We start from the raw sequence: 20,447 nt of genomic DNA, 5'->3' as shown, positions 1-20,447 counted from the left end.
CGGTCCACCACTGTGCGAAACCCGCCCGAAGCCGGGCGGGATGTTCAGGAAATGACGGGCGCGTCGTAGGTCCGCATCGCAAAGCGCACACGTGCATGCGTGGCGGCCAGGGCGTGCAGCGGTTGCAGCAGGCGCGGCATGCAGGCCGCCAGCTCGACCATCGCTGCGCCATGCCGCGGCGGCAGCGTGCCGGCACGCGGATGCCACTGTCCGCTGCAGAACGTCTCGAGCGTTACGCTTTCGATCATCGGCGTATCGCCGTAGGGCTGTCGCCATTCGATCAGCAGGCCATTGCCGCGCGCGGCGCCGCTGCGATCGAGCGGGTCCAGATACAGGCGCGTGCGATGCAGGTCGGCCACCGATTCGGCTGCGGCCAGGCAGTGCGCGGCGGCTTCGGCGAAGCGACTTTCCAGCGCGCCGGGCAGGCGCAGGCGCGGGCCTTGCGCGTCATGCCGACGCGCATCGGCGCCGAGGATGTCCTCGGCGGTGAAGCTGGCGACGCGGCCGTCCGCGTCGCGCAGGTCCAGTCGAAGGCGCTGGCGGGTGGGCGACAGGCTGCCGAATCCGCGGCGGGTGGCGGTATTCGAGGCGCCCAGCGCTCGCAGAGTCTGCGAGCGGCGCGCGCCGCCGTCGACTGGCATCGGCGGAGAAACGGGAGAACGGTGGGCCATGGGGGTATCCTCGGGGCTGCGTACGACAGGCTATAGCCGGCTGTAGCGCCTCTCGACACCCGGGCCAACCCGAGGGGTCGCAGCGGTTGCGGCAGCGCGGCTTGCCCCTGCCGAACGCCGACAGCTACCATTCATGCGTTATTCGCAGCACGCCGCCGCTCCTGCGTATATCGCCCGGCACTCACCGCCGGGCGAGGACGGACGCGTTCCCGCCAGCACCAAGGCCAGCTCAGGTATGGGGTCCGATGTGAAGCAAGGCGCTTGTTCCAACAGGTACGCGTCCAAACTGTGGATGGGGGGCGCCGCTGCGCTTCTGGCATCCACGAACGTTTTGGCGCAGTCCGCTGACCCCAAGCCGTGGCAGCTCAACATGGGCCGCGGTGTCACCACATCCGCGCAGCACGCCTACGACGCGCACATGCTCGCGCTGTGGGTCTGCGTGGTGATCGGCGTGCTGGTGTTCGGCGCGATGGCGGTGGCGATGTTCCGCTTCCGCAAGTCGCGCGGGGTCACCGCGGCGCAGTTCACCCACAACACCACCGCCGAAGTCATCTGGACCGTCGTCCCGATCGTCATCCTGGTGCTGATGGCGGTGCCGGCCACGCAGAAGCTGATCGCCATGTACGACACGCGCGACGCGGCGATGACCGTCAAGGTCACCGGCGTGCAGTGGATGTGGAAGTACGAATACATGGGCGAGGACGTGATGCTGACCAGCCGCCTCGACCGCGAGAGCGACCGCCTGCGCCAGAGCCGCGACACCACGCGTGCCGAGCTCGACGCCCACGGCCACTACCTGCTCGATGTCGACAACCAGCTGGTGCTGCCCACCAACACCAAGATCCGCTTCGTCGTCACCGCCGACGACGTGATCCATTCCTGGTGGGTGCCGGCCTTCGGCTGGAAGCAGGACGCGATTCCGGGCCTGGTCAACGAGGCCTGGACCGAAATCCTCGAGCCGGGCGTGTACCGCGGCCAGTGCGCAGAGCTGTGCGGCAAGGACCACGGCTTCATGCCGATCGTCGTGCGCGCCGTGCCGCCGGAAGAGTTCCAGACCTGGCTCGCCGCCGAGAAGGCGAAGAACGCCCCGGCCATTCCCGCTCCGGGCGAACCCGGACCCGCCGACGCCGCACCCGCACCGTCGCCTGACGCCGCGCCCGCCGAGGCTGCCGCCTCCGCCACGCAGTCCCCGTCCGCCCCTGCCGCGCCCGCGGCCGGCTGATCGATCGAGGCACACCGCACATGTCGACGACGCACCCCGCCACCGCTGACGCGCACCACGACGATCACCACGCCCCGACGCAGGGGTTCGTCCAGCGCTGGTTCTTCTCCACGAACCACAAGGACATCGGCACGCTGTACCTGCTGTTCTCCTTCCTGATGTTCATCGTCGGCGCGGCGATGAGCGTGGTCATCCGCACCGAGCTCGCCGTCCCGGGCCTGCAGCACGTCAGCCCGCAGTTCTTCAACCAGATGACCACCATGCACGCGCTGGTGATGATCTTCGGCGGCGTGATGCCGGCCTTCGTGGGCCTTGCGAACTGGATGATCCCGCTGCAGATCGGCGCGCCGGACATGGCGCTGCCGCGCATGAACAACTGGTCGTTCTGGATCCTGCCGTTCGCGTTCACGCTGCTGCTGATGACGCTGCTGCTGCCCGGCGGTGGTCCGGCCGGTGGCTGGACGCTGTATCCGCCGCTGTCGCTGCAGGGTGGCAGCAGTGTGTCGCTGACGATCTTCGCCATCCACATGATGGGCATCAGCTCGATCATGGGCGCGATCAACGTCATCGCGACCATCCTCAACATGCGCGCCCCGGGCGTGGACCTGTTGAAGATGCCGATCTTCTGCTGGACCTGGCTGATCACCGCGTTCCTGCTGATCGCGGTGATGCCGGTGCTGGCCGGCGCGGTCACGATGCTGCTGACCGACAAGTTCTTCATGACCTCGTTCTTCAACGCGGCCGGCGGCGGCGACCCGGTGATGTACCAGCACATCTTCTGGTTCTTCGGGCATCCCGAGGTCTACATCATGATCCTGCCGGCATTCGGCGTGGTCTCGGAAATCCTGCCGACGTTCTCGCGCAAGCCGCTGTTCGGCTACCAGGCGATGGTCTACGCGACCGCGTCGATCGCCTTCCTGAGCTTCATCGTGTGGGCCCACCACATGTTCACCGTCGGCATGCCGCTGGGCGGCGAGATCTACTTCATGTTCGCGACGATGCTGATCGCGATTCCGACCGGCGTGAAGGTGTTCAACTGGGTGTCGACGATGTGGCGCGGCGCGATGACGTTCGAGGCGCCGATGCTGTGGGCGATCGCGTTCGTGATCCTGTTCACCATCGGTGGATTCTCGGGCCTGATGCTCGCGATCGTGCCGGCCGACTTCCAGTACCACGACACCTATTTCGTCGTCGCGCACTTCCACTACGTGCTGGTGACCGGCGCGCTGTTCTCGATCATCGCGGCCACGTACTACTGGTGGCCGAAGTGGACCGGGCGGATGTACAGCGAGTTCTGGGCGAAGGTGCATTTCTGGTGGACGATCGTCTTCGTCAACCTGCTGTTCTTCCCGCAGCACTTCCTCGGTCTGGCCGGCATGCCGCGCCGCATCCCCGACTACAACGTCGTGTTCGCGGACTGGAACCTGATCAGCTCGATCGGCGCGTTCGGCATGTTCGCCACGCCCTTCATGATGTTCGCGATCCTGCTGCACTCGAAGCTGCGCGGCGCGCCCGCTGCGGCGCGTTCGTGGGAAGGCGCACGCGGTCTGGAGTGGACGGTGCCGTCGCCGGCGCCGCACCACACCTTCGCCAAGCCGCCGGTGATCAAACCGGGTGATCTGGCTCACGACGACATCAGCCACTGATGCGCATTGCGATGACCACGCCTGATCCCGGTTCCGATCTCGCTGCCCGCCGCCGTCGCGCGCGGCGCACCGCGCTGGTCGTCGCCGCGGTCGCGGCGCTGGTCTACATCGGCTTCATCGCGCGCGGGGTGCTGCTGTCGTGAGCGACGACTTGCGCACGCTTGAGCCTGCCGCGCGGACCGACACCCGGCCGAAGTCGGCGACCGTCGGCATCGGCAAGCTGGTCGGCATCTCGATCGTCGCGTTCGCGTTCACGTTTTCGCTGGTGCCGCTGTATCGCATCGCCTGCGAAAAGGTGTTCGGCATCCGCCTCGAGAACAGCGCGGTCGCCGCGCCGGCGACGAGCGCGACACCGGCCGAGCGCTGGGTCACCGTCGAGTTCGACGCGACCGTGAACTCGCATCTGCCGTGGTCGTTCCGCCCCAACGAAACCCGCATGCGCGTGCGCGTCGGCGAGCAGTACGAGACCACGTACTACGCGCACAACGACAGCGTCGCGGCCGTCGTCGGCAGCGCCACGCCGTCGGTGGCGCCCGCACGCGCGTCGGGCTTCTTCCAGAAGACCGAGTGCTTCTGTTTCACCGCGCAGACGCTGCAGGCCGGCGAGACCCGCGATATGCCGGTGCGCTTCATCATCGACCCGTCGTTGCCGAAGGATGTCAACACGGTCACGCTGAGCTACACCTTCTTCAAGAACGACGTTCTCACGTCGCGTCTGACCGCCCATGCGGCGCCGGTACGCGGCAATCCGGGTGTGGTCGCGGCGCCCTGAGCCCGCACCCCGCCTTCCCGAACCACGCATCGACGATCCGGATATCGCCATGGCCCACGCCAAGACCGAGCAGGACCCCGACCTCTATTTCGTGCCCCACGACAGCAAGTGGCCGGTGTTCGCCTCGGTGGCGCTGTTCGCCACGATGCTGGGCCTGGCCAGCTGGTTCAACGAGCACAGCTGGGGCCGTCCGCTGTTCTTCGTCGGCATCGCGGTGCTGGCGCTGATCCTGTTCAAGTGGTTCGCCGATGTCGTGCTCGAGTCGGTGTCGGGCTACTACAACAAGCAGGTCGACCTGTCGTTCCGCATGGGGATGGTGTGGTTCATCTTCTCGGAAATCATGTTCTTCGCCGCGTTCTTCGGCGCGCTGTTCTACGCGCGCACGCTGTCGCTGCCGTGGCTGGGCGGCGAAGGCTCGGGCGCGATGACCAATGCGGTGTTGTGGGACGGCTACAGCGCGGCGTGGCCGTCGGCCGGCCCTGGTGATATCGGCGGCGCGTTCCAGACGATTCCGGCCTGGGGTCTGCCGCTGCTCAATACGCTGATCCTGTTGGCGTCGGGCATCACCATCACCATCGCTCACCACGCGCTGCGCGCCGCGCACCGCACCCAGCTGCTGGTGTTCCTCGGCGCGACGATCCTGCTCGGCTGCGTGTTCCTGTTCTTCCAGATCGAGGAGTACGTCCACGCCTACCGCGATCTCAACCTGACGATGGGCTCGGGCATTTACGGCTCGACGTTCTTCATGCTCACCGGCTTCCACGGCGCGCACGTCACGCTCGGCACGATCATGTTGATCGTGATCTGGCTGCGCTGTTATCGCGGCCACTTCACCAAGGAAAACCACTTCGCGTTCGAAGCGGTGGCCTGGTACTGGCACTTCGTGGACGTGGTCTGGCTGATCCTGTTCCTGTTCGTCTACGTCGTCTGACGACGCGTCGACGCCGGGCGGCGCTTGGTGGCCGCCCGCTTCCCACTTCCGGCCTCAGCCGTAAACGCCATGCGGCTTGATCCAGCCCATCCAGATCGCCAGCAGCACCAGCAGGATCAGCCCGACCGACAGGCCGATGCGGCGCGTGAGCGCTTTCACCGTGCGGTCGGTCGTGCCCTTGTCGGTCATCATGTAGAACAGCGCGCTGCCCAGATTCCACAGGATCAGCAGCACGAAGGCGATGATCAGCAGCAACTTCAGCGAATCGTTCATCACCATCGCAGGCTCCGGGACACTGGGTGTGTCGGTCGATTATTGCAGTCTGCGGAGCGCCGCGCATGAGTCCGCGCCACACCCGCATCATCGGCTGGACGCTGGCCGTGCTGACGATCGCGGCCTTCGTATCGCTGGGCCAGTGGCAGCTGTCGCGGATGAGCCAGAAGCAGGCGATGCTCGACGCCGTTGCAGCGACGCTCGAGGCCCGCACGCCCGTGTCGCTGGCCGCTGCCGGCGACGCCGCGCGCATCCGTGATTACGACTGGAGCGGCGGACGCGGACGTTTCGTCGACCGTCCGGCCTTCGTGCTCGACAACCAGATCCAGGCCGGCGTGCCGGGCCTGCGCGTGTATCGCCTGTTCGCCCCCGACGACGCACCGCCACTGCTGGTCGATCTCGGCTGGACCGCACTCGTCGATCGCACGACGCGGCTGCCCGATGCCGCCATCGTCCGCGGCGACGGCCTGCTCGGGCGCGACCTCGACCTGCGTGGTCTGCTCGCACCACCGCCGTCGGCCGGCCTCGCGCTCGGCCCTGCGCTGACGTCCGGCGATGCGGTGCTGATGACCCGCATCGACATCGCGGCGATCGCAGCCGAGACAGGCGTGCCGGCGTTGCCGCCGCGCGTGCTGCGGCTCGATCCGGCGCTCGACGTCGGTTATCTGCGCGATCTCGACGTCCTGCCCAACACGCTCACGCCCGACAAGCACCTCGGTTACGCGGTGCAATGGTTCGGGCTGGCCCTCGCGGTGCTCGTCATCGCCCTCGTGCTCACGTTCCGGACCCGCCGCCGATGAATCCGTCTCCCGCGCAGACGCTGCCGCCCGCGCAGCGCAACCGCAATCGCCTGCTGCTGGTGCTGATCGTGGTGCTGTTTCTCGGTAGCGCCGTCGTCGCCGGCGCGCTGCGGTTCTCGGGCTGGCGCCCGTCGGGCATGCAGAACAAGGGCGAGCTGCTCGATCCGCCCGGGGACCTGCGCACGCATCCGCTGCACCTGATCGATGGCGGCAGTTACGAGTGGCGCCCGGCCGAGCGGCGCTGGCGGATTCTCGTCGCGCCGCCGCGCGACTGCGCGCAGACCTGCGTCGAACTGTCGCGGCAGCTCGATCTGGTGTGGCAGCTGTTCGGCCGCAACGCCGACCACGTCGACATCCTGTGGGCGGGCGCGGTGCCCGACGGCGCGATCCGCAATCCGGCATGGCGGATCGTCGAAGCTGACCCGGCGCTGCGTGCGACATTACCGCGCGTCGACGGCGGGCCCGGCGAGGCGGACAATGGCGTCCCCGCCTATGTCGTGGACCCGAACGGGTTCGTCATCCTGCGCTACGCCCCGGGCTTCGATCCGGGCGATCTGCGCAGCGACATGGCCAAGCTGCTGAAACTCAAGTGATGACCCACACGCCCCCCGCGCGCGCGACATCGTTCCGTCCGTCGACCCACAAGCATTTCCACCGCATCGCCTGGCTCGCCACCGCGCTGACGCTGTGCGTGATCGTATTCGGCGCGTTCGTGCGTCTGTCCGATGCCGGCCTCAGCTGCCCCGACTGGCCCACGTGCTACGGCCGCGCGGCGTGGCCGCAGGCCGCCAGCGAAGTCGTCGACCACGCCGCCAGCGCGATCCGCGAGTTCGAATCGGACAAGGCCTGGCGCGAGCAGGTGCACCGCCACCTCGCGGCAACATTGGGCGTGCTGGTGCTGGGTCTGGCGCTGCTGGCTGCGCGCCGTCGCCGCTTCGGCATGCTGCAGATCATCGGTGCCTCGGCGTTGGTCGCGCTGGCGATTCCGCTGTACATGCAGGGCCACGTCATGGCCGCGCTCGGCATCGCCGCGCTCGGTGAAGCACTGCTGCTGATCGCGGCGCTGCGCTGGTCGAACATCGATCTCGCACGCGCCGCGGCCCTCACGCTGGCGGTGGTGATCTTCCAGGCGCTGCTCGGCAAATGGACGGTCACCATGCTGCTCAAGCCGGTGATCGTCATGGGCCATCTGCTCGGCGGCATGCTGACGTTCTCGCTGCTGCTGTGGATGGCCTGGCGCGCGACGGTGCAGCCGATCGTGCTGGTCGACGCACCCACGCTGCGACGCTGGACGCTCGGTGCGATCGGTCTGGTCGGCGTGCAGATCGCGCTCGGCGGCTGGGTCAGCGCGAACTACGCTGCGCTTGCCTGCGGCGCCGGTGGCTGGGTGACCGATGCGCACCATTACGTCGATTTCCCGAAGTGCGTCGGCGAATGGTGGCCGCAGGCCGACTTCCGCGAAGGCTTCGTGCTGTGGCGCGGTGTGGGCGTGGATTACGAAGGCGGTGTGCTCGACGGCGCGGCGCGCGTGGCGATCCAGCTGGCGCACCGGGTCATGGCGATCGCGGTGTTCGCGTATCTGATCGCATTCGCCGCGCGCCTGCTGCGCACGCCGGGCCTGCGCGGCTGGGCGGTCGCGCTCGCGCTGCTGACCTGCGCGCAGGTCGCGCTGGGCATCTTCAACGTCAAGCTCGCGCTGCCGTTGCCGGTCGCGGTGATGCACAACGGCGGCGCCGCGTTGCTGCTGTTCGTGCTGGTGTCGCTGCTCGCGCGCCTGAAGCGGCCGGACTGACATGGCGATCCAGGCACGCGACTACTGGGCGCTGACCAAACCCCGCGTGGTGGCACTGATCGTGTTTACAGCGCTGGTCGGCATGTTCCTCGCCGTGCCCGGCCTGCCGCCGTGGCAGGAAACGGTGTTCGGCCTGCTCGGCATCTGGCTGGCCGCGGCATCGGCGGCGGCGATCAACCATCTGATCGACCAGCGCATCGACAAGGTCATGGCGCGTACCGCGCATCGGCCACTCGCGACGGGCGCGCTGCGCCCGGTGCAGGTGCTGGTGTTCGCGCTGGCGCTGGGTGCGCTGTCGATGGCGATCCTGGTGCTGCTGGTCAACGTGCTGACCGCCGCGCTGACCTTCGCCTCGCTGATCGGCTATGCGGTGATCTACACCGGCTGGCTCAAGCGCGCGACGCCGCAGAACATCGTCATCGGCGGCATCGCCGGCGCGGCGCCGCCGCTGCTGGGCTGGGCCGCGGTGACCAACATGCAGGGCCAGTGGGACTGGGCGCACGCGCTGCTGCTGGTGCTGATCATCTTCGTGTGGACGCCGCCGCATTTCTGGGCGCTGGCGATCTTCCGCCGCGACGACTACGCGCGCGCGCTGGTGCCGATGCTGCCGGTCACGCACGGCGTGGCGTACACGCGCTGGCAGATCCTGATCTACACCGTGCTGCTGGTCGTGATCACGCTGTTGCCGGTCGCGATCGGCATGAGTGGCGTGTTCTATCTGGGCGGCGCCGTGGTGCTGGGCCTGGTGTTTCTCTGGTACGCGTGGCGTCTGCTCGATCCGCCGGACGAGTTCTTCGCGATGCGGATGTTCAACTATTCCGTCGTGTACCTGATGGCGCTGTTCGCGTTCCTGCTCGTCGACCACTGGCTGCTGCCGTGGTTGCCGGGCGCCGGCGCCGCGGTCGGCGGACTGGGTTTCGAGCGCATCGGCTGAGAATCGCCGCATCCGCTCCGGCGGGCGCAGGGCCCGCCGGAGCGGTGGACGTCAGGACTTCTTCGCGGCCTTCTCGGCCCGCTTTTCCTTGAGGGTCTTGACCGGCTTCTTCTTGGTCTCTTTCTTCTTGTCGAGGCTCTTGGCCATCGTCGCGCTCCGCTGGGATCTCTGGGGCGGCGACGGAATCGGGTTCCGTGCCGGATCTGATCCGGCATGCCGCCGCCGGACCACGACGCATCCTACGCCGAGTCGTTCAAGCCGCCCATCCCGGAGGTGTCCGGCCGCGGTCCCGCCGCGCCGGGCTGCGACCGGGTTGCGTGTCGGCACCGGATGGCGCCTCTGTTCGCCCAAGCGATGGAAACGGTTTCATGAATGCGGCAAGATAGCGCCCCGCCAGCCCCGGCCGATGTCGCCGGATGCCCGCATTCCATCTGTCCGAGCGTTCCGCCCACGTGCGCGACGCGGGCGTCCTCGTTGTCCAGGAGCTGTCATGACCCATCTTCAGGCGCTGCTACCGCAGCGCGATCTGCGTTTCACCCGCAACGTGCTCGGCATGGGGGGCGGTTATCTGCTGGCGTTGGTGCTGCTGGTACTGGCCGGGGCGCTGGCGTGGTGGCAGGCGCCCGGCCTGCTGCGTGACCAGCACATCCGCTCCAATCCGCTCGAGCTCGAGGACTACGCCCTGCGCGATGCGCGCTGCACCACGCGCAAGGCCGTGCTCACCGACTGCGAGGCGGATGTCGCCTACACCGTCGATGGCGTCGACTACGAAAAGCACATCAGCCTGATGTTCCTGTCAGCGTCGCGCGGCGACTACGAGGCGAGCCTGATCGTGGCCGCGGATGATCCGGAGCTGGCGACGCTGAGCATCGGTCTGGAGCGCTTCTGGAATCGGATGGCGTTCTTTCTGGTCGTGTTCGGCGCGTTCCTGGTGGGCGGCATCGTCTGCGTCGTCACCGCTGCAGGCAACGCGCGCATCAACCGGGCGTCGCGGCAGCCGCAGCGCTGGAGTCCCGAGCTGGTCGAGATCCGCGCGGCGCAGTCGTCCTTCGGCGGCACGCTGGTCACCTATGCCCACGGGCCTGGTGCAGGTCGACGCGCTCCCAAGGCGAACACACGCTTCCGCAAGCGGGAAGCACCGCTGCTGATCGAGTCCGCCGACGGCGCCTCGTATGCGGTCGCGCTGCGTCCAGCGGCGGGTGGTACGCCGCTGATGCTCGACGCTGCGTTGCAGCGTATCGACCTGACCGAGGCCGAGCGCTCGGCCGCGTTCTCGGCGCTCGAAGCGCTGGAAGTGACGCCCGCCTGAGCCCGGTGGGCCGGAGAGGCCGCTCGCCGGAATGCAGGTGGACCGCTTTGCCCGTTCCGGCGGCGGGCGTCTCCTGGCTGCACGGCGAGGCGAGACGGCGCCGTGCGCTTCTCCCACGTGTGCCATCCGCTTCAAAAGCGCAATGACAGGCCGTACAGCGCAGCCTGTCCGTTGCCCGTTGCGGTCTTCCATGACGCCGCGCCCCGGCAGTCCGATGCTGCGGGGATTGCGCGCGAAGCGGCTGCCAGCGGTTGAACAGGCGATCGGCAAGGCCGCATCCGTTTGACGGTGCGGCATTCCTGCCTCGGGCGTATCAGCCTGTCAGCCCGCACGTCCGCAGGAACCGGTCGGGGTCACACCGACGCGCGGGCCGGAACTTTCTGCCGGATCTCAGCCGCCCGCGATCACGGTCGAGGTCGGCGTGGCCTGCAGACAGGCATCCGGATCGCCGTCCAGACCGGCCGGCATTTCGCAGGCGCGCGGTTCGAAGTCGAGCGTGGCCTGCCAGCCCGCCTTGTTGCCGGGGGTCAACGCGACCTGCACGTCCACGTCGCGGATGGTGACGCGTGCGGTCTGCTGCGCACCGTCGCGCGCCGCCCAGCCGTCGAGCGTATGGGCCAGCGCCGGATCGAGCAGACGGTTGGTGTCGAGCAGCTCGCGGGTCTGGGCGAGCGCATCGGGGTGGTCGAGGGCGCCGCCGACAGGCTGGATGTGCACGCCGACCAGCAGGCCACCCTGCTGCTTGAACGCGACGCGATCGGCCGGCACGACGATCTGCTGCCCATTGGGCAGGCGCAGGGTGACATCGCGCGGCTGGGTGATCGTGTAGTCGGCGGCCAGGGCGCCCTCTTTCTGCGGCCAGGCAAGATCGACCTGTTCGGCGACGGGCGCAGCGAGATCGATGTGTAGCGGCTTGGAGGCCGTGGGCGCGGTGTCGATCTTGGCGCAGGCGCCTAGCAGCAGCGCAGCGGAGAGGGCGAGACCGGCGCCGAGGCCGGCGGGCGGAAGGTGGGGGGATCGGATCATGGTGACGACCTGTCGCGGTAAGGAAAAGGACGGGGCACCGCGCCGGACCCGTCTACGCGGACTCGGCGGACACTCGGTGTTGGACCGACAGGTTGTCCTGACGCAGCTGCGCCATGTCTTGACCGGTCGATCCCCCTGAAGGGATCAGATCAGCGTGAAGGTTAAGGAATCGTCACCGGGGCGTAAGCGCTATGTAGCTGAAAACGCTTACATTTCGGAATCAGCGGGCGCGCTGAAGCAGGAGTTCCCGCAGTGCCTGCTTGCCGACGGCGTCGAGCGTGCCCTCGCGCTGCTGGCCCAGCAGGTCGTCGATGCGCTGTTGCAGCACCTGGCGGTCGAGCTGCGCGATGGCGTCGCGCAGTTCCTGTTCCCACGAGGCCTCGTCGCCGGCGAGATCCTGGGTTGCGAGCTTGCGCAACGCCGGCGCTTCTTCGCGTTCTTCGAACTGTGACAGCAGCACGCCGGTGGTGATGTCCGGGCGGACGCTGCCAATCGCGATCAGCTCGGTCAGCAGTTCGACACCGGGCTGGCGCAGGGCGACGAAGGGATACGGCGGCGGCAGCTGCGCGGCCAGGCCGGGTTTCTGCAGCAGCAGGGCGATCGCGTGGCGCACCACGCTGCGCTTGGGTGGCGGCGCACCGCGACCGCCACGCAGCATGCGGCTGGGCGCAGCCTGCTGCGCCGGCGCTGCGCCGCCCAGCCCGGTGAGCTCGCTCAGGCGCTGGCGCATCAGATCAGCGAAGGCACCGTCTGGAATCTGCCCCAGCATCGGCTTGGCCCGCTCGGCCAGTCGGGCCTTGCCGTCCAGCGTCGACAGGTTGATGCCATCGCCCAGGGTGTCGAAGAAGAACGTCGACAGCGGCGTGGCCTGCGTCAGGCGGGCCTCGAAACCGGGCGCGCCCTCGGTGCGCACGATGGTGTCGGGATCTTCGCCGTCGGGCAGGAACAGGAAGAACGCCTGGCGGCCGTCGCGCATGCGCGGCAACACCGATTCCATCGCGCGCGTCGCGGCGCGTCGGCCGGCGGCGTCGCCGTCGAAGCAGAAGAACACGTCGGGCGCGTTGCGGAACAGCAGTTCGGCGTGGTCGGGCGTGGTGGCCGTGCCCAGCGTGGCGACCGCCTGCGGCACGCCGAACTGGAACAGCGAGACCACGTCCATGTAGCCCTCGACCACGACCAGGCGCTCGATCTTCTGGTTGGCCTGGCGCACCTGCCACAGGCCGTAGAGTTCGCGGCCCTTGTGGAACAGCGGCGTCTCGGGCGAGTTGAGGTACTTGGGCGAATCCTCGGGCTTGAGCACACGGCCGCCGAACGCGATCACGCGGCCGCGGCGGTCGTGGATCGGGAAGATCACCCGGTCGCGGAACTTGTCGTAGCTGTGGCCGCGGTCGTTCTTCGACAGCAGGCCCACCTTCTCCAGCACCGCAATGCGGCGTGCGTCGTCCTTGCCCAGTGCGTCTTTCAGCGCGGAGAAACCGTCGGGCGCGTAGCCGATCGCGAACTGCTCGCGAATCGAAGCGTCGACGTCGCGGCCATCGAGATAGCTGCGCGCGGCGTCGTTGCCGGCGAGTTCGCGGACGAAGAACCGCGACGCGGCATCGAGCGCGTCGTACATCGGCGCGCTGTCGGGCCGCGCCTCGCGCTGCTGGGTGTCGCGCGGAATCTCCATACCGGCGCGCTTGGCCAGCTCGTCGACCGCGTCGAGGAACTCGAGGCGGTCGTAATTCATCAGGAAGCTGATCGCGGTGCCGTGCGCCCCGCAGCCGAAGCAGTGATAGAACTGCTTGGTCGGCGAGACGGTGAAGCTCGCCGAGCGCTCGTCGTGGAACGGGCAGCGCGACGAATATTCCTTGCCCTGCCGCTTCAGCGGCACGCGCGCGTTGATCACCTCGACAATGTCGGTGCGCGCCAGCAGATCGTCGATGAACGCGTCGGGGATGCGTGCCATCAGTGCGTCCCACGCATGCGTGCGCACGCGGCGGCAGGGCGCACGTGGGGCAGGCAGGGCAGGGTAGGGGCGACGCGGATCATGCGGACGCTAGGATGCCACGCGCGGCGCGGATCGCCGCATCCGGTGCGCTTCTTTCAGACCGCGGGCGGCGGTCCCTTTGCGAGGGCCGCGGCCTGGCGCTCGGCGCGCTTGCGCAACGCACGGTCGACTGAACTGCGGCGCACGCGCTCGTCGATGACCGCGGTGATCAGCGCGCCGACGAAGAAGATCGTCGCCGCGTAGTACATCCAGACCAGCAGGATCACCAGTGTGCCGAACGAGCCGTAGGCGCTGCCGGGCGCGGCGTGGGTCATGTAGATGCCGATGCCCCAGCGTCCGATCACGAACAGCACCGAGGTCACCACGCCGCCGAACAGGGCCTGGCGCCAGCGGACGCGGCGGTCGGGCAGGTAGTGGTAGAGCACCGCGAACGCGAAGGAGTACAGCACCAGCATCAGCGAGTTGCCGACCAGCGGCAGAATCGACGGCACGTTGGCGAAGATGAACTCCACCGCTGTCGTCAGCAGCGTCGACACCAGCACCAGGAAGCCGAGCGCGAACACCACGCCGGCCGAAAACACGCGCTTGCGCAGGAACACCATCAATCCGCCCGGCAGGCGGTCGCCGTCGGTGCGGAAGATCAGGTTCAGCGTGCCTTGCAGCTGGGCGAACACCACCGTCGCACCGACGAACAGCAGCAGCGTGCTCCACAGGCCTGCCAGCGAGCCGATGTCGGGCCGTTCGGTGGCGTTCTGGATCACGGTGCCGGCGACATCGCGTGCGCCGTCACCGGCGAGCGCGCCGATCTGTCCCAGCAGCGCTTCCTGCGCGGACGGATACAGCGACGCCGTGATCCACAGCACCAGCACCAGCATCGGCGCCAGCGAGATCAGTGTGTAGAACGACAGCGACGCCGCCTGGGTCAGCAGATCGGCATCGACGAATCGCTTGACCAGTGCGGCAGGCAGGCTTTCTTCGAACTTGCTGACGCCCTTGTCGACGCGGGTGCGCAGGCGGCCCCAGCGCGTGTGGCGCACGGGTGCATCGGTGTGTTGGGTGTCCTGTGGCGACGTGCTCATGCGTGGCGATTCTTGAAGGCCGACGTGTGGAGCGCGTGCGTCCACTGCGGCGTTGCCGTCACCTTATGCACGAGGTCGTAGCAGCGCGTGAAGCGCCAGGCGTTTCAGCGCGTCGTCTTCGCGAGTGCGTGCAGGGCGTCGCCTTCGACGCGCTGCACGGTCCAGCCGTCCTGCGGCTGTGCACCGAGCGCACGATAGAAACCGATCGCCGGCGCATTCCAGTCGAGCACGGTCCACTCGAAACGGCCGCAGTCGCGCGCGACCGCGAGTGCAGCCAGATGCCGCATCAGCTGCGTGCCGATGCCGCGGCCGCGATACGCGGGCCGCACGAAGAGATCTTCCAGATACAGACCACGACGGCCGAGGAAGGTCGAGAACGTGTGGAAGAACAGTGCGAAGCCGGCGGGCATGCCGTCGACTTCGGCGATCACGACTTCGGCCGCGGGTGCATCGCCGAACAGGGCGTCGGCGAGCAGGGCCGCATCGGCGACGACGGCATCGGACAGGCGTTCGTAATCCGCCAGCTCGCGGATCAGCGCGAGCACCAGCGGCACGTCGCCCGGACGTGCCGGGCGCAGGACGATGCCGTCGCCGGCGGTCATCCGCCCAACGACTGCTTCACCAGGCGCGAGACCACGCCCATGTCGGCCTTGCCAGCCAGCATCGGCTTCAGCACACCCATCAGCTTGCCGATGTCGGCCGGGCTGGCGGCGCCGGTTTCGGCCTTGGCGCTGGCGATCGCGGCCAGGATCTCGTCTTCGCCGAGCTTCTCCGGCAGGTAGCGCTCGATGATGACGATCTCCTCGCGCTCGACCTGGGCCAGATCCTCGCGGCTCGCCGCTTCGAACTGGCTGACCGAATCGCGGCGCTGCTTGACCATCTTCTCCAGTGCGGTCAGCACGGCGGCGTCGTCGAGCTCGATGCGCTCGTCGACTTCGCGCTGCTTGATCGCGGCCAGCATCAGGCGGATCACGCCGAGTGCGTGCTTGTCGCCGCCCTTCATCGCGGCCTTCATGTCTTCGGTGAGTTGCTGCTTCAGGGTCATGGCGGGCTCCGGGTGCAACGGGTGCGGGACGTGCCGGGACCGGGCGGACCCACGGCGGAGACGACAAAAAGCCGGCGGCGCAATGCGCTGCCGGCTTTGTGCTTCATCGAACGGTCGAGCCGGGGAACCCCCGGCCCGGGCCGATCAATACAGGCGCTGGCGCTTGGTGACGTCGCGGGAAACGCGACGCGACTGACGCTTCACAGCAGCAGCTGCCTTGCGCTTGCGCTCCTGGGTCGGCTTCTCGTAAAACTCGCGCTTGCGGGTTTCAGCGAGCACACCGGCCTTCTCGCAGGTGCGCTTGAAACGACGCAGCGCAAACTCGAAGGGCTCGTTTTCGCGGACTTTGACGCTTGGCATGGAATCTCCGGGGATCTGATCGTCCGGTCCTGACGGCCGGCTCGAATCGAATTTCGAATGCGATACCACCGGGCTCAGGCCCGGCGAGCCGCGTATCATAGCGGTCCCCTGCAGCGGTGTGCAAGCCGTGGGGTCGCCGCGCCCGCCGCGGCCTTCCGTTTCCGCTTCAAAGGCAGTCCCCCGATGAAAGTCCTCGGCATCGAAACCTCCTGCGACGAAACCGGCGTCGCCGTGTACGACACCGCGATCGGAGGCGCCGACGGTCTGCGCGCGCATGCGGTCTACAGCCAGATCGCGCTGCACGCCGAATACGGCGGCGTGGTGCCCGAGCTCGCCAGCCGCGACCACGTGCGCAAACTGCTGCCCCTGGTGCGGCAGACGCTGGACGAAGCCGGCCTGTCGACCGGCGACATTGACGGGGTGGCGTATACCGCTGGGCCCGGCCTCGTGGGCGCGCTGCTGGTTGGCGCCGGCGTCGCGCGTGCGCTGGCCTGGGGTCTCGACGTGCCCGCGATCGGCGTGCACCACATGGAAGGCCATCTGCTGGCGCCGCTGATGGAAGACGATCCGCCGGCCGCGCCCTTCGTGGCGCTGCTGGTGTCGGGCGGACACACGCAGCTGGTCGCGGTCGACGCGATCGGCAGCTACCGCCTGCTCGGCGAGACGCTCGATGACGCCGCCGGCGAGGCCTTCGACAAGACCGCGAAGATGATGGGCCTGCCGTATCCCGGCGGTCCGCAGCTGGCGGCGCTGGCGGAACACGGCACGCCCGGCGCGTTCAAGTTCCCGCGGCCCATGACCACGCGCCCGGGTCTGGATTTCAGCTTCAGCGGACTCAAGACCCAGGTGCTGCTGGCCTGGCAGGCCAGCGACAAGACCGACACGACGAAGGCCGACATCGCCCGTGGCTTCGAAGATGCGGTGGTCGACACGCTGGCGATCAAATGCGCGCGCGCGATGGATGCCACGGGCTTCGACACATTGATCGTTGCCGGTGGCGTCGGCGCGAACACGCGTCTGCGCGAGAAGCTGCGTGCCGATGCGCAGCGTCGCGGCGGTCGCGTGTGCTTCCCGCGTCCGGCGCTGTGCACGGACAACGGCGCGATGATCGCGTTCGCTGGCGCGCTGCGTCTGGAAGCCGGCCAGCATGGCGATGCCGCGGTGCACGTGGTGCCGCGCTGGGATATGGCGTCGCTGCCGCCGCTGGCGGTGGTGCCGTAGTTGGTGATTCGACAGAGCGTGGTTGTCGCGAACGTGGCGGCCTCGTGACGCGCACTCGCTAAGCTGTCGCTGCTCCGAATCACCAATCACCAATCACCAATCACGGCCTCCCCATGGACAAAGTCTTCATCGAAGGCCTCGAGATCGAGGCGTTGATCGGCATCTACGACTGGGAGCGGCGCATCCGCCAGCCGCTGGTGTTCGACGTCGAAATGACGTTCGACAACCGCGTGCCCGCAGCCAGCGACGACATTGCCGACACGCTGAACTACAAGGCGGTCAGCAAGCGGCTGATCGACTACGTGTCCGCGTCGGAATTCGGTCTGGTCGAGACCTTGGCCGAGCACTGCGCGGCGATCGTGATCGATGAGTTCAAGGTCGCTTCGGTACGCTTGAAGCTCAGCAAGCCGGGTGCGGTGCGTGGCGCGCGCGCGGTTGGCGTGATCATCGAGCGCAACGCGCCCCCGAAATAAGAGGTCAATTGATGCAACAACAGCTGGAGAATCTGCAATCGGCGCTGGCGCCGTATCCCTTTGCGTACCCCCTGATCGTCATGAGCGGCATCCTGCTGGTCGCCTGGCTGGCGAACTGGCTGACCAAGCGCGTGCTGCTGCGCGGCCTGATGCGCGTGCTGCGCGCGACACCGCTCGGCGGACGCGAACACGACCACGACGTGCAGTTGCGCGTGATTCCGCGCCTGGCCAATGTGGTGCCCGCGCTGGTGATCTCCGCCGGTATCGCCTTCGTTCCCGATATGCCGCCCCAGCTGGTGACGATCGTGCGGGCGCTGTGCCAGGCCTTCATCGTGCTGACGGTCGCGCTGTCGGTCGCGCGCCTGCTCGATCTGATCAACGGTGCCTACGAGCGCCGGCCCGAGGCCCGCAGCAAGCCGATCAAGGGCTACTTCCAGATCGTCAAGATCATCATGTTCGTGCTGGTCGGTATTTCCGTGGTCGCCACGCTGATCGGTGCGGAGTTCCTGCACATCATCACCGGCCTCGGCGCGATGACCGCGGTGCTGATGCTGATCTTCCAGGACACCATTCTTTCGCTGGTCGCCAGCGTGCAGATCAGCAACGACGGCCGCGTACGCGTCGGTGACTGGATCGAGATGCCCGGCCAGAACGCAGATGGCGATGTCATCGATATCGCCCTGCACACGGTCACCGTGCAGAACTTCGATCGCACCGTGACCACGGTGCCGACCAAGAAGCTGGTCAGTGATTCGTTCAAGAACTGGCGGCACATGAGCGAGGGCGGTGGGCGCCGGATCAAGCGATCGCTGTACATCGACCAGCGCAGCGTGCGCTTCCTGGAGCGCGAGGACGTGCAGCGTCTGCACCGGTTCCAGATCATCGACGGATATCTCGACGAGAAACATCGTGAGCTGGACGACTGGAATGCGCGCCTCGACGGTGCCGACACGGTCAATACGCGTCGTGTGACCAACCTCGGCACGTTCCGCGCGTACATCGAGCACTACCTGCGCCACCATCCCGGCATCCACCAGGAGCTGACCCTGCTGGTGCGCCAGCTGCAGCCGACCGAAACCGGCCTGCCGCTGGAGATCTACGCGTTCACCTCGAACACCGCGTGGGCGGTCTACGAGGGCATCCAGTCGGACATCTTCGATCACCTGCTGGCGATCCTGCCGGAGTTCGGATTGCGCGTATTCCAGGCCCACAGCGATGCGCCGGTGGACGTGAATCTGCACCGGATGGACGCCGACGGCGCGGACGCCGATGCGCAGGGCCCGCGACCGCATGCCGACCGGTCGATGCCGGCACCCGACGCCGGCTGAGCGACGCCCCACGCCTCGCGCGAATGCGGGGCGATGGGCGATCATGGCGTCCCCACCGGAGCGCGCCATGCCCATCGCCCTGCTCAGCCTCGGCAGCAATGTCGATCCCGAGACCCATCTGCGCGCGGCGATCGCCGCGTTGCGGGCGCGCTTCGACGAGGTGGTGGTTTCGGCGGTCTACCGCTTTCCCGCGGTCGGCTACACCGGCCCGGATTTTCTCAATGCCGCGGCGACGGTGCGGACCGATCTCGCGCCCACAGCCTTGAACGACTGGCTGCACGCACTCGAAGACACACGCGGCCGCGATCGCAGTGGCCCGCGCTACAGCGATCGCACGCTCGACATCGACATCGTGCTGTTCGACGACGCGGTGCTGAGCGGCGCTGGCAATCTCCGTATCCCGCGTGACGAACTGCGCCACGCGTTCGTCCTGCGGCCCGCGGCGGAAATTGCGCCGCGATGGCGGCATCCCGTGGACGGCACGCCGCTCGCGCAGCTGTGGGACGCGCATGCGGATCGCGACACGGTGTTCGAGCGGGTGGACGGAGTCGACGCGGACGCGCCCGTCTGATGGACGCGCCTGCGGGCCTGCGCATTCTCGGCACCGGCTGCCATCACCCGGCGCAGCGCGTGGCGTCGACGGTGTTCGATACCCGGCTCGGGCTGGCGCCGGGCAGCAGCGAAGCCGCGACCGGCGTGGCGATGCGCGGCGTCGCTGGCAGTGACGAAACCGCGTCATGGATGGCGGCGCGTGCCGCCGAAGCGGCCCTGCAGGCAGCCGGCATCGACGGCAGCGCACTCGATGCGCTCGTCTCGACCTGCGCGGTCATGGAGCAGCCGATTCCCTGTCAGGCCGCGCTGGTGCAACGCGCGCTGGGCCTCGGAAGCTCCGGCATTCCGGCCTTCGATATCAATGCGACCTGCCTGGGATTTCTGGTCGCGCTGGATCTGATCGCCGCATCGATCGCGGCCGGCCGGTATCGACGCGTGCTCGTCGTCGCCAGCGAAGTCCCGTCGCGCGGCCTACGTGCCGACGATCCGGTCACCGCACCGTTGTTCGGCGATGGCGCCGCGGCGGTCGTGCTCGGTGCCGCCGCGCCTGATGAGAACTCGGCACTGCTAGCCTGGCGCATGGAGACCTTCGCCGACGGTGCGGATGCCTGCCGCATCCGCGGCGGCGGCACGCGCATCGCGCCGGGTGATCCGCGCCATGACGACCGCGATGCCTATCGCTTCGAGATGGACGGCCCGGCGACGTTCCGCATGGCCGGCCGTCGTCTGCCACGCCTGCTGACGCGCCTGCTCGAATCGGCCGGCCTCACGATCGATGCACTCGACTGCATTGTCCCGCATCAGGCCTCGGGCGGTGGACTCGATCGCATCGTGCAGGCGCTGCGTCTGCCGGAAGCACGCACGGTGCGCATCCTCGGCGCACACGGCAACCAGGTCGCGGCCTCGCTGCCGCACGCGTTGCATCACGCGATCGCTGCCGGCCGCCTGCAGCGCGGCCAGACTTGCCTGTTGCTGGGCACCGGCGCCGGCCTGTCGGTCGGCGGCGCGGCGCTGCGGTACTGA

Annotated in this window: 23 protein-coding genes; 15 read left to right on the top strand and 8 right to left on the bottom strand. The window is 68.1% G+C overall.

The window, feature by feature from the left end:
* Window positions 1-44: 44 nt before the first annotated feature.
* Window positions 45-671: a hypothetical protein gene (locus tag ACZ9YD_RS11290; RefSeq protein WP_465075306.1), complete on the bottom strand. Its 627-nt coding sequence runs from the start codon at window positions 669-671 to the stop codon at window positions 45-47.
* A 292-nt stretch (window positions 672-963) separates the two neighbouring features.
* Here ACZ9YD_RS11290 and coxB point away from each other — a divergent pair, with 292 nt between their 5' ends.
* Genes coxB through ACZ9YD_RS11265 form a run of 5 tightly spaced genes read left to right on the top strand, consistent with a single transcriptional unit; the run spans window position 964 to window position 5,242 of the window.
* On the top strand, window positions 964-1,893 hold the full coding sequence (coxB, locus tag ACZ9YD_RS11285) for a cytochrome c oxidase subunit II (RefSeq protein ID WP_465075305.1): 930 nt from the start codon (window positions 964-966) through the stop codon (window positions 1,891-1,893).
* A gap of 20 nt (window positions 1,894-1,913) precedes the next feature.
* On the top strand, window positions 1,914-3,539 hold the full coding sequence (gene ctaD, locus ACZ9YD_RS11280; protein ID WP_465075304.1) for a cytochrome c oxidase subunit I: 1,626 nt from the start codon (window positions 1,914-1,916) through the stop codon (window positions 3,537-3,539).
* Window positions 3,539-3,682: a hypothetical protein gene (locus ACZ9YD_RS11275; RefSeq protein ID WP_465075303.1), complete on the top strand. Its 144-nt coding sequence runs from the start codon at window positions 3,539-3,541 to the stop codon at window positions 3,680-3,682. The genes ctaD and ACZ9YD_RS11275 overlap by 1 nt, the downstream gene beginning before the upstream one ends.
* An 8-nt stretch (window positions 3,683-3,690) precedes the next feature.
* The gene (locus tag ACZ9YD_RS11270; protein WP_465075536.1) at window positions 3,691-4,311 is read left to right on the top strand and encodes a cytochrome c oxidase assembly protein; all 621 of its coding nucleotides are present in this window, start codon (window positions 3,691-3,693) and stop codon (window positions 4,309-4,311) included.
* Between the two features lie 49 nt (window positions 4,312-4,360).
* The gene (locus tag ACZ9YD_RS11265) at window positions 4,361-5,242 is read left to right on the top strand and encodes a cytochrome c oxidase subunit 3 (RefSeq protein WP_465075302.1); all 882 of its coding nucleotides are present in this window, start codon (window positions 4,361-4,363) and stop codon (window positions 5,240-5,242) included.
* 54 nt (window positions 5,243-5,296) lie between these two features.
* On the opposite strand, the gene ACZ9YD_RS11260 is transcribed toward ACZ9YD_RS11265, so the two are convergent.
* On the bottom strand, window positions 5,297-5,515 hold the full coding sequence (locus tag ACZ9YD_RS11260) for a twin transmembrane helix small protein (RefSeq protein WP_232136828.1): 219 nt from the start codon (window positions 5,513-5,515) through the stop codon (window positions 5,297-5,299).
* A gap of 65 nt (window positions 5,516-5,580) precedes the next feature.
* Between ACZ9YD_RS11260 and ACZ9YD_RS11255 the strand changes: the two genes are divergently transcribed.
* The 5 genes from ACZ9YD_RS11255 to ACZ9YD_RS11235 all read left to right on the top strand — a co-directional run bounded on the left by ACZ9YD_RS11255 (window position 5,581) and on the right by ACZ9YD_RS11235 (window position 10,350).
* On the top strand, window positions 5,581-6,315 hold the full coding sequence (locus ACZ9YD_RS11255) for an SURF1 family protein (protein WP_465075301.1): 735 nt from the start codon (window positions 5,581-5,583) through the stop codon (window positions 6,313-6,315).
* A complete protein-coding gene (locus ACZ9YD_RS11250) occupies window positions 6,312-6,908 on the top strand; it encodes a hypothetical protein (RefSeq protein ID WP_465075300.1) in 597 nt (198 codons plus the stop codon). The genes ACZ9YD_RS11255 and ACZ9YD_RS11250 overlap by 4 nt, the downstream gene beginning before the upstream one ends.
* Window positions 6,908-8,107: a COX15/CtaA family protein gene (locus ACZ9YD_RS11245; protein WP_465075299.1), complete on the top strand. Its 1,200-nt coding sequence runs from the start codon at window positions 6,908-6,910 to the stop codon at window positions 8,105-8,107. The genes ACZ9YD_RS11250 and ACZ9YD_RS11245 overlap by 1 nt, the downstream gene beginning before the upstream one ends.
* Window position 8,108: 1 nt before the next feature.
* The gene (gene cyoE / locus ACZ9YD_RS11240) at window positions 8,109-9,041 is read left to right on the top strand and encodes a heme o synthase (RefSeq protein WP_465075298.1); all 933 of its coding nucleotides are present in this window, start codon (window positions 8,109-8,111) and stop codon (window positions 9,039-9,041) included.
* 490 nt (window positions 9,042-9,531) lie between these two features.
* Window positions 9,532-10,350 (top strand): hypothetical protein, encoded by an 819-nt coding sequence (locus tag ACZ9YD_RS11235; RefSeq protein ID WP_465075297.1) that lies wholly within the window; start codon window positions 9,532-9,534, stop codon window positions 10,348-10,350.
* A gap of 390 nt (window positions 10,351-10,740) precedes the next feature.
* Here the strand turns inward: ACZ9YD_RS11235 and ACZ9YD_RS11230 are convergent, their stop codons facing one another.
* From ACZ9YD_RS11230 to rpsU, 6 genes are all read right to left on the bottom strand, one after another.
* The gene (locus ACZ9YD_RS11230; protein ID WP_465075296.1) at window positions 10,741-11,376 is read right to left on the bottom strand and encodes a hypothetical protein; all 636 of its coding nucleotides are present in this window, start codon (window positions 11,374-11,376) and stop codon (window positions 10,741-10,743) included.
* A gap of 220 nt (window positions 11,377-11,596) precedes the next feature.
* On the bottom strand, window positions 11,597-13,324 hold the full coding sequence (gene dnaG, locus ACZ9YD_RS11225) for a DNA primase (protein WP_465075295.1): 1,728 nt from the start codon (window positions 13,322-13,324) through the stop codon (window positions 11,597-11,599).
* Between the two features lie 137 nt (window positions 13,325-13,461).
* Window positions 13,462-14,445, bottom strand: a complete 984-nt coding sequence (locus ACZ9YD_RS11220) for a YihY/virulence factor BrkB family protein (RefSeq protein WP_465075294.1) — start codon at window positions 14,443-14,445, stop codon at window positions 13,462-13,464.
* 104 nt (window positions 14,446-14,549) lie between these two features.
* Complete coding sequence (locus ACZ9YD_RS11215; protein WP_465075293.1) at window positions 14,550-15,047, bottom strand: N-acetyltransferase family protein; 498 nt, start codon at window positions 15,045-15,047, stop codon at window positions 14,550-14,552.
* Window positions 15,044-15,490 carry a GatB/YqeY domain-containing protein gene (locus tag ACZ9YD_RS11210; protein ID WP_465075292.1) on the bottom strand — a complete coding sequence of 149 codons (447 nt, stop codon included), beginning with the start codon at window positions 15,488-15,490 and terminating at the stop codon, window positions 15,044-15,046. The genes ACZ9YD_RS11215 and ACZ9YD_RS11210 overlap by 4 nt, the downstream gene beginning before the upstream one ends.
* Window positions 15,491-15,634: 144 nt before the next feature.
* A complete protein-coding gene (rpsU, locus tag ACZ9YD_RS11205) occupies window positions 15,635-15,850 on the bottom strand; it encodes a 30S ribosomal protein S21 (RefSeq protein WP_101926061.1) in 216 nt (71 codons plus the stop codon).
* A gap of 183 nt (window positions 15,851-16,033) precedes the next feature.
* On the opposite strand from rpsU, the gene tsaD reads away from it, so the two are divergent.
* The 5 genes from tsaD to ACZ9YD_RS11180 all read left to right on the top strand — a co-directional run bounded on the left by tsaD (window position 16,034) and on the right by ACZ9YD_RS11180 (window position 20,447).
* Window positions 16,034-17,071, top strand: coding sequence for a tRNA (adenosine(37)-N6)-threonylcarbamoyltransferase complex transferase subunit TsaD (tsaD, locus tag ACZ9YD_RS11200; protein ID WP_465075291.1), 1,038 nt, complete (start codon window positions 16,034-16,036; stop codon window positions 17,069-17,071).
* A gap of 113 nt (window positions 17,072-17,184) precedes the next feature.
* Entirely contained in the window at window positions 17,185-17,544 is a 360-nt protein-coding gene (gene folB, locus ACZ9YD_RS11195) for a dihydroneopterin aldolase (RefSeq protein ID WP_465075290.1), read from the top strand.
* A gap of 11 nt (window positions 17,545-17,555) precedes the next feature.
* Entirely contained in the window at window positions 17,556-18,872 is a 1,317-nt protein-coding gene (locus ACZ9YD_RS11190) for a mechanosensitive ion channel family protein (protein ID WP_465075289.1), read from the top strand.
* A 67-nt stretch (window positions 18,873-18,939) separates the two neighbouring features.
* A complete protein-coding gene (gene folK / locus ACZ9YD_RS11185; RefSeq protein ID WP_465075288.1) occupies window positions 18,940-19,443 on the top strand; it encodes a 2-amino-4-hydroxy-6-hydroxymethyldihydropteridine diphosphokinase in 504 nt (167 codons plus the stop codon).
* Window positions 19,443-20,447: a 3-oxoacyl-[acyl-carrier-protein] synthase III C-terminal domain-containing protein gene (locus tag ACZ9YD_RS11180; protein ID WP_465075287.1), complete on the top strand. Its 1,005-nt coding sequence runs from the start codon at window positions 19,443-19,445 to the stop codon at window positions 20,445-20,447. The genes folK and ACZ9YD_RS11180 overlap by 1 nt, the downstream gene beginning before the upstream one ends.

This window comes from Luteimonas sp. AC640a, assembly GCF_979256585.1.
Note: the sequence above shows the minus strand (reverse complement) of the source record. Positions and strands in the feature narration are given on the sequence as shown.

Bases quoted from the DNA above. Each gene is read 5' to 3' on its own strand.
- ACZ9YD_RS11290 (WP_465075306.1), bottom strand. From the start codon at position 671: ATGGCCCACCGTTCTCCCGTTTCTCCGCCGATGCCAGTCGACGGCGGC.
- coxB (WP_465075305.1), top strand. From the start codon at position 964: ATGGGGGGCGCCGCTGCGCTTCTGGCATCCACGAACGTTTTGGCGCAG.
- ctaD (WP_465075304.1), top strand. From the start codon at position 1,914: ATGTCGACGACGCACCCCGCCACCGCTGACGCGCACCACGACGATCAC.
- ACZ9YD_RS11275 (WP_465075303.1), top strand. From the start codon at position 3,539: ATGCGCATTGCGATGACCACGCCTGATCCCGGTTCCGATCTCGCTGCC.
- ACZ9YD_RS11265 (WP_465075302.1), top strand. From the start codon at position 4,361: ATGGCCCACGCCAAGACCGAGCAGGACCCCGACCTCTATTTCGTGCCC.
- ACZ9YD_RS11260 (WP_232136828.1), bottom strand. From the start codon at position 5,515: ATGAACGATTCGCTGAAGTTGCTGCTGATCATCGCCTTCGTGCTGCTG.
- ACZ9YD_RS11255 (WP_465075301.1), top strand. From the start codon at position 5,581: ATGAGTCCGCGCCACACCCGCATCATCGGCTGGACGCTGGCCGTGCTG.
- ACZ9YD_RS11250 (WP_465075300.1), top strand. From the start codon at position 6,312: ATGAATCCGTCTCCCGCGCAGACGCTGCCGCCCGCGCAGCGCAACCGC.
- ACZ9YD_RS11245 (WP_465075299.1), top strand. From the start codon at position 6,908: ATGACCCACACGCCCCCCGCGCGCGCGACATCGTTCCGTCCGTCGACC.
- cyoE (WP_465075298.1), top strand. From the start codon at position 8,109: ATGGCGATCCAGGCACGCGACTACTGGGCGCTGACCAAACCCCGCGTG.
- ACZ9YD_RS11235 (WP_465075297.1), top strand. From the start codon at position 9,532: ATGACCCATCTTCAGGCGCTGCTACCGCAGCGCGATCTGCGTTTCACC.
- ACZ9YD_RS11230 (WP_465075296.1), bottom strand. From the start codon at position 11,376: ATGATCCGATCCCCCCACCTTCCGCCCGCCGGCCTCGGCGCCGGTCTC.
- dnaG (WP_465075295.1), bottom strand. From the start codon at position 13,324: ATGGCACGCATCCCCGACGCGTTCATCGACGATCTGCTGGCGCGCACC.
- ACZ9YD_RS11220 (WP_465075294.1), bottom strand. From the start codon at position 14,445: ATGAGCACGTCGCCACAGGACACCCAACACACCGATGCACCCGTGCGC.
- ACZ9YD_RS11215 (WP_465075293.1), bottom strand. From the start codon at position 15,047: ATGACCGCCGGCGACGGCATCGTCCTGCGCCCGGCACGTCCGGGCGAC.
- ACZ9YD_RS11210 (WP_465075292.1), bottom strand. From the start codon at position 15,490: ATGACCCTGAAGCAGCAACTCACCGAAGACATGAAGGCCGCGATGAAG.
- rpsU (WP_101926061.1), bottom strand. From the start codon at position 15,850: ATGCCAAGCGTCAAAGTCCGCGAAAACGAGCCCTTCGAGTTTGCGCTG.
- tsaD (WP_465075291.1), top strand. From the start codon at position 16,034: ATGAAAGTCCTCGGCATCGAAACCTCCTGCGACGAAACCGGCGTCGCC.
- folB (WP_465075290.1), top strand. From the start codon at position 17,185: ATGGACAAAGTCTTCATCGAAGGCCTCGAGATCGAGGCGTTGATCGGC.
- ACZ9YD_RS11190 (WP_465075289.1), top strand. From the start codon at position 17,556: ATGCAACAACAGCTGGAGAATCTGCAATCGGCGCTGGCGCCGTATCCC.
- folK (WP_465075288.1), top strand. From the start codon at position 18,940: ATGCCCATCGCCCTGCTCAGCCTCGGCAGCAATGTCGATCCCGAGACC.
- ACZ9YD_RS11180 (WP_465075287.1), top strand. From the start codon at position 19,443: ATGGACGCGCCTGCGGGCCTGCGCATTCTCGGCACCGGCTGCCATCAC.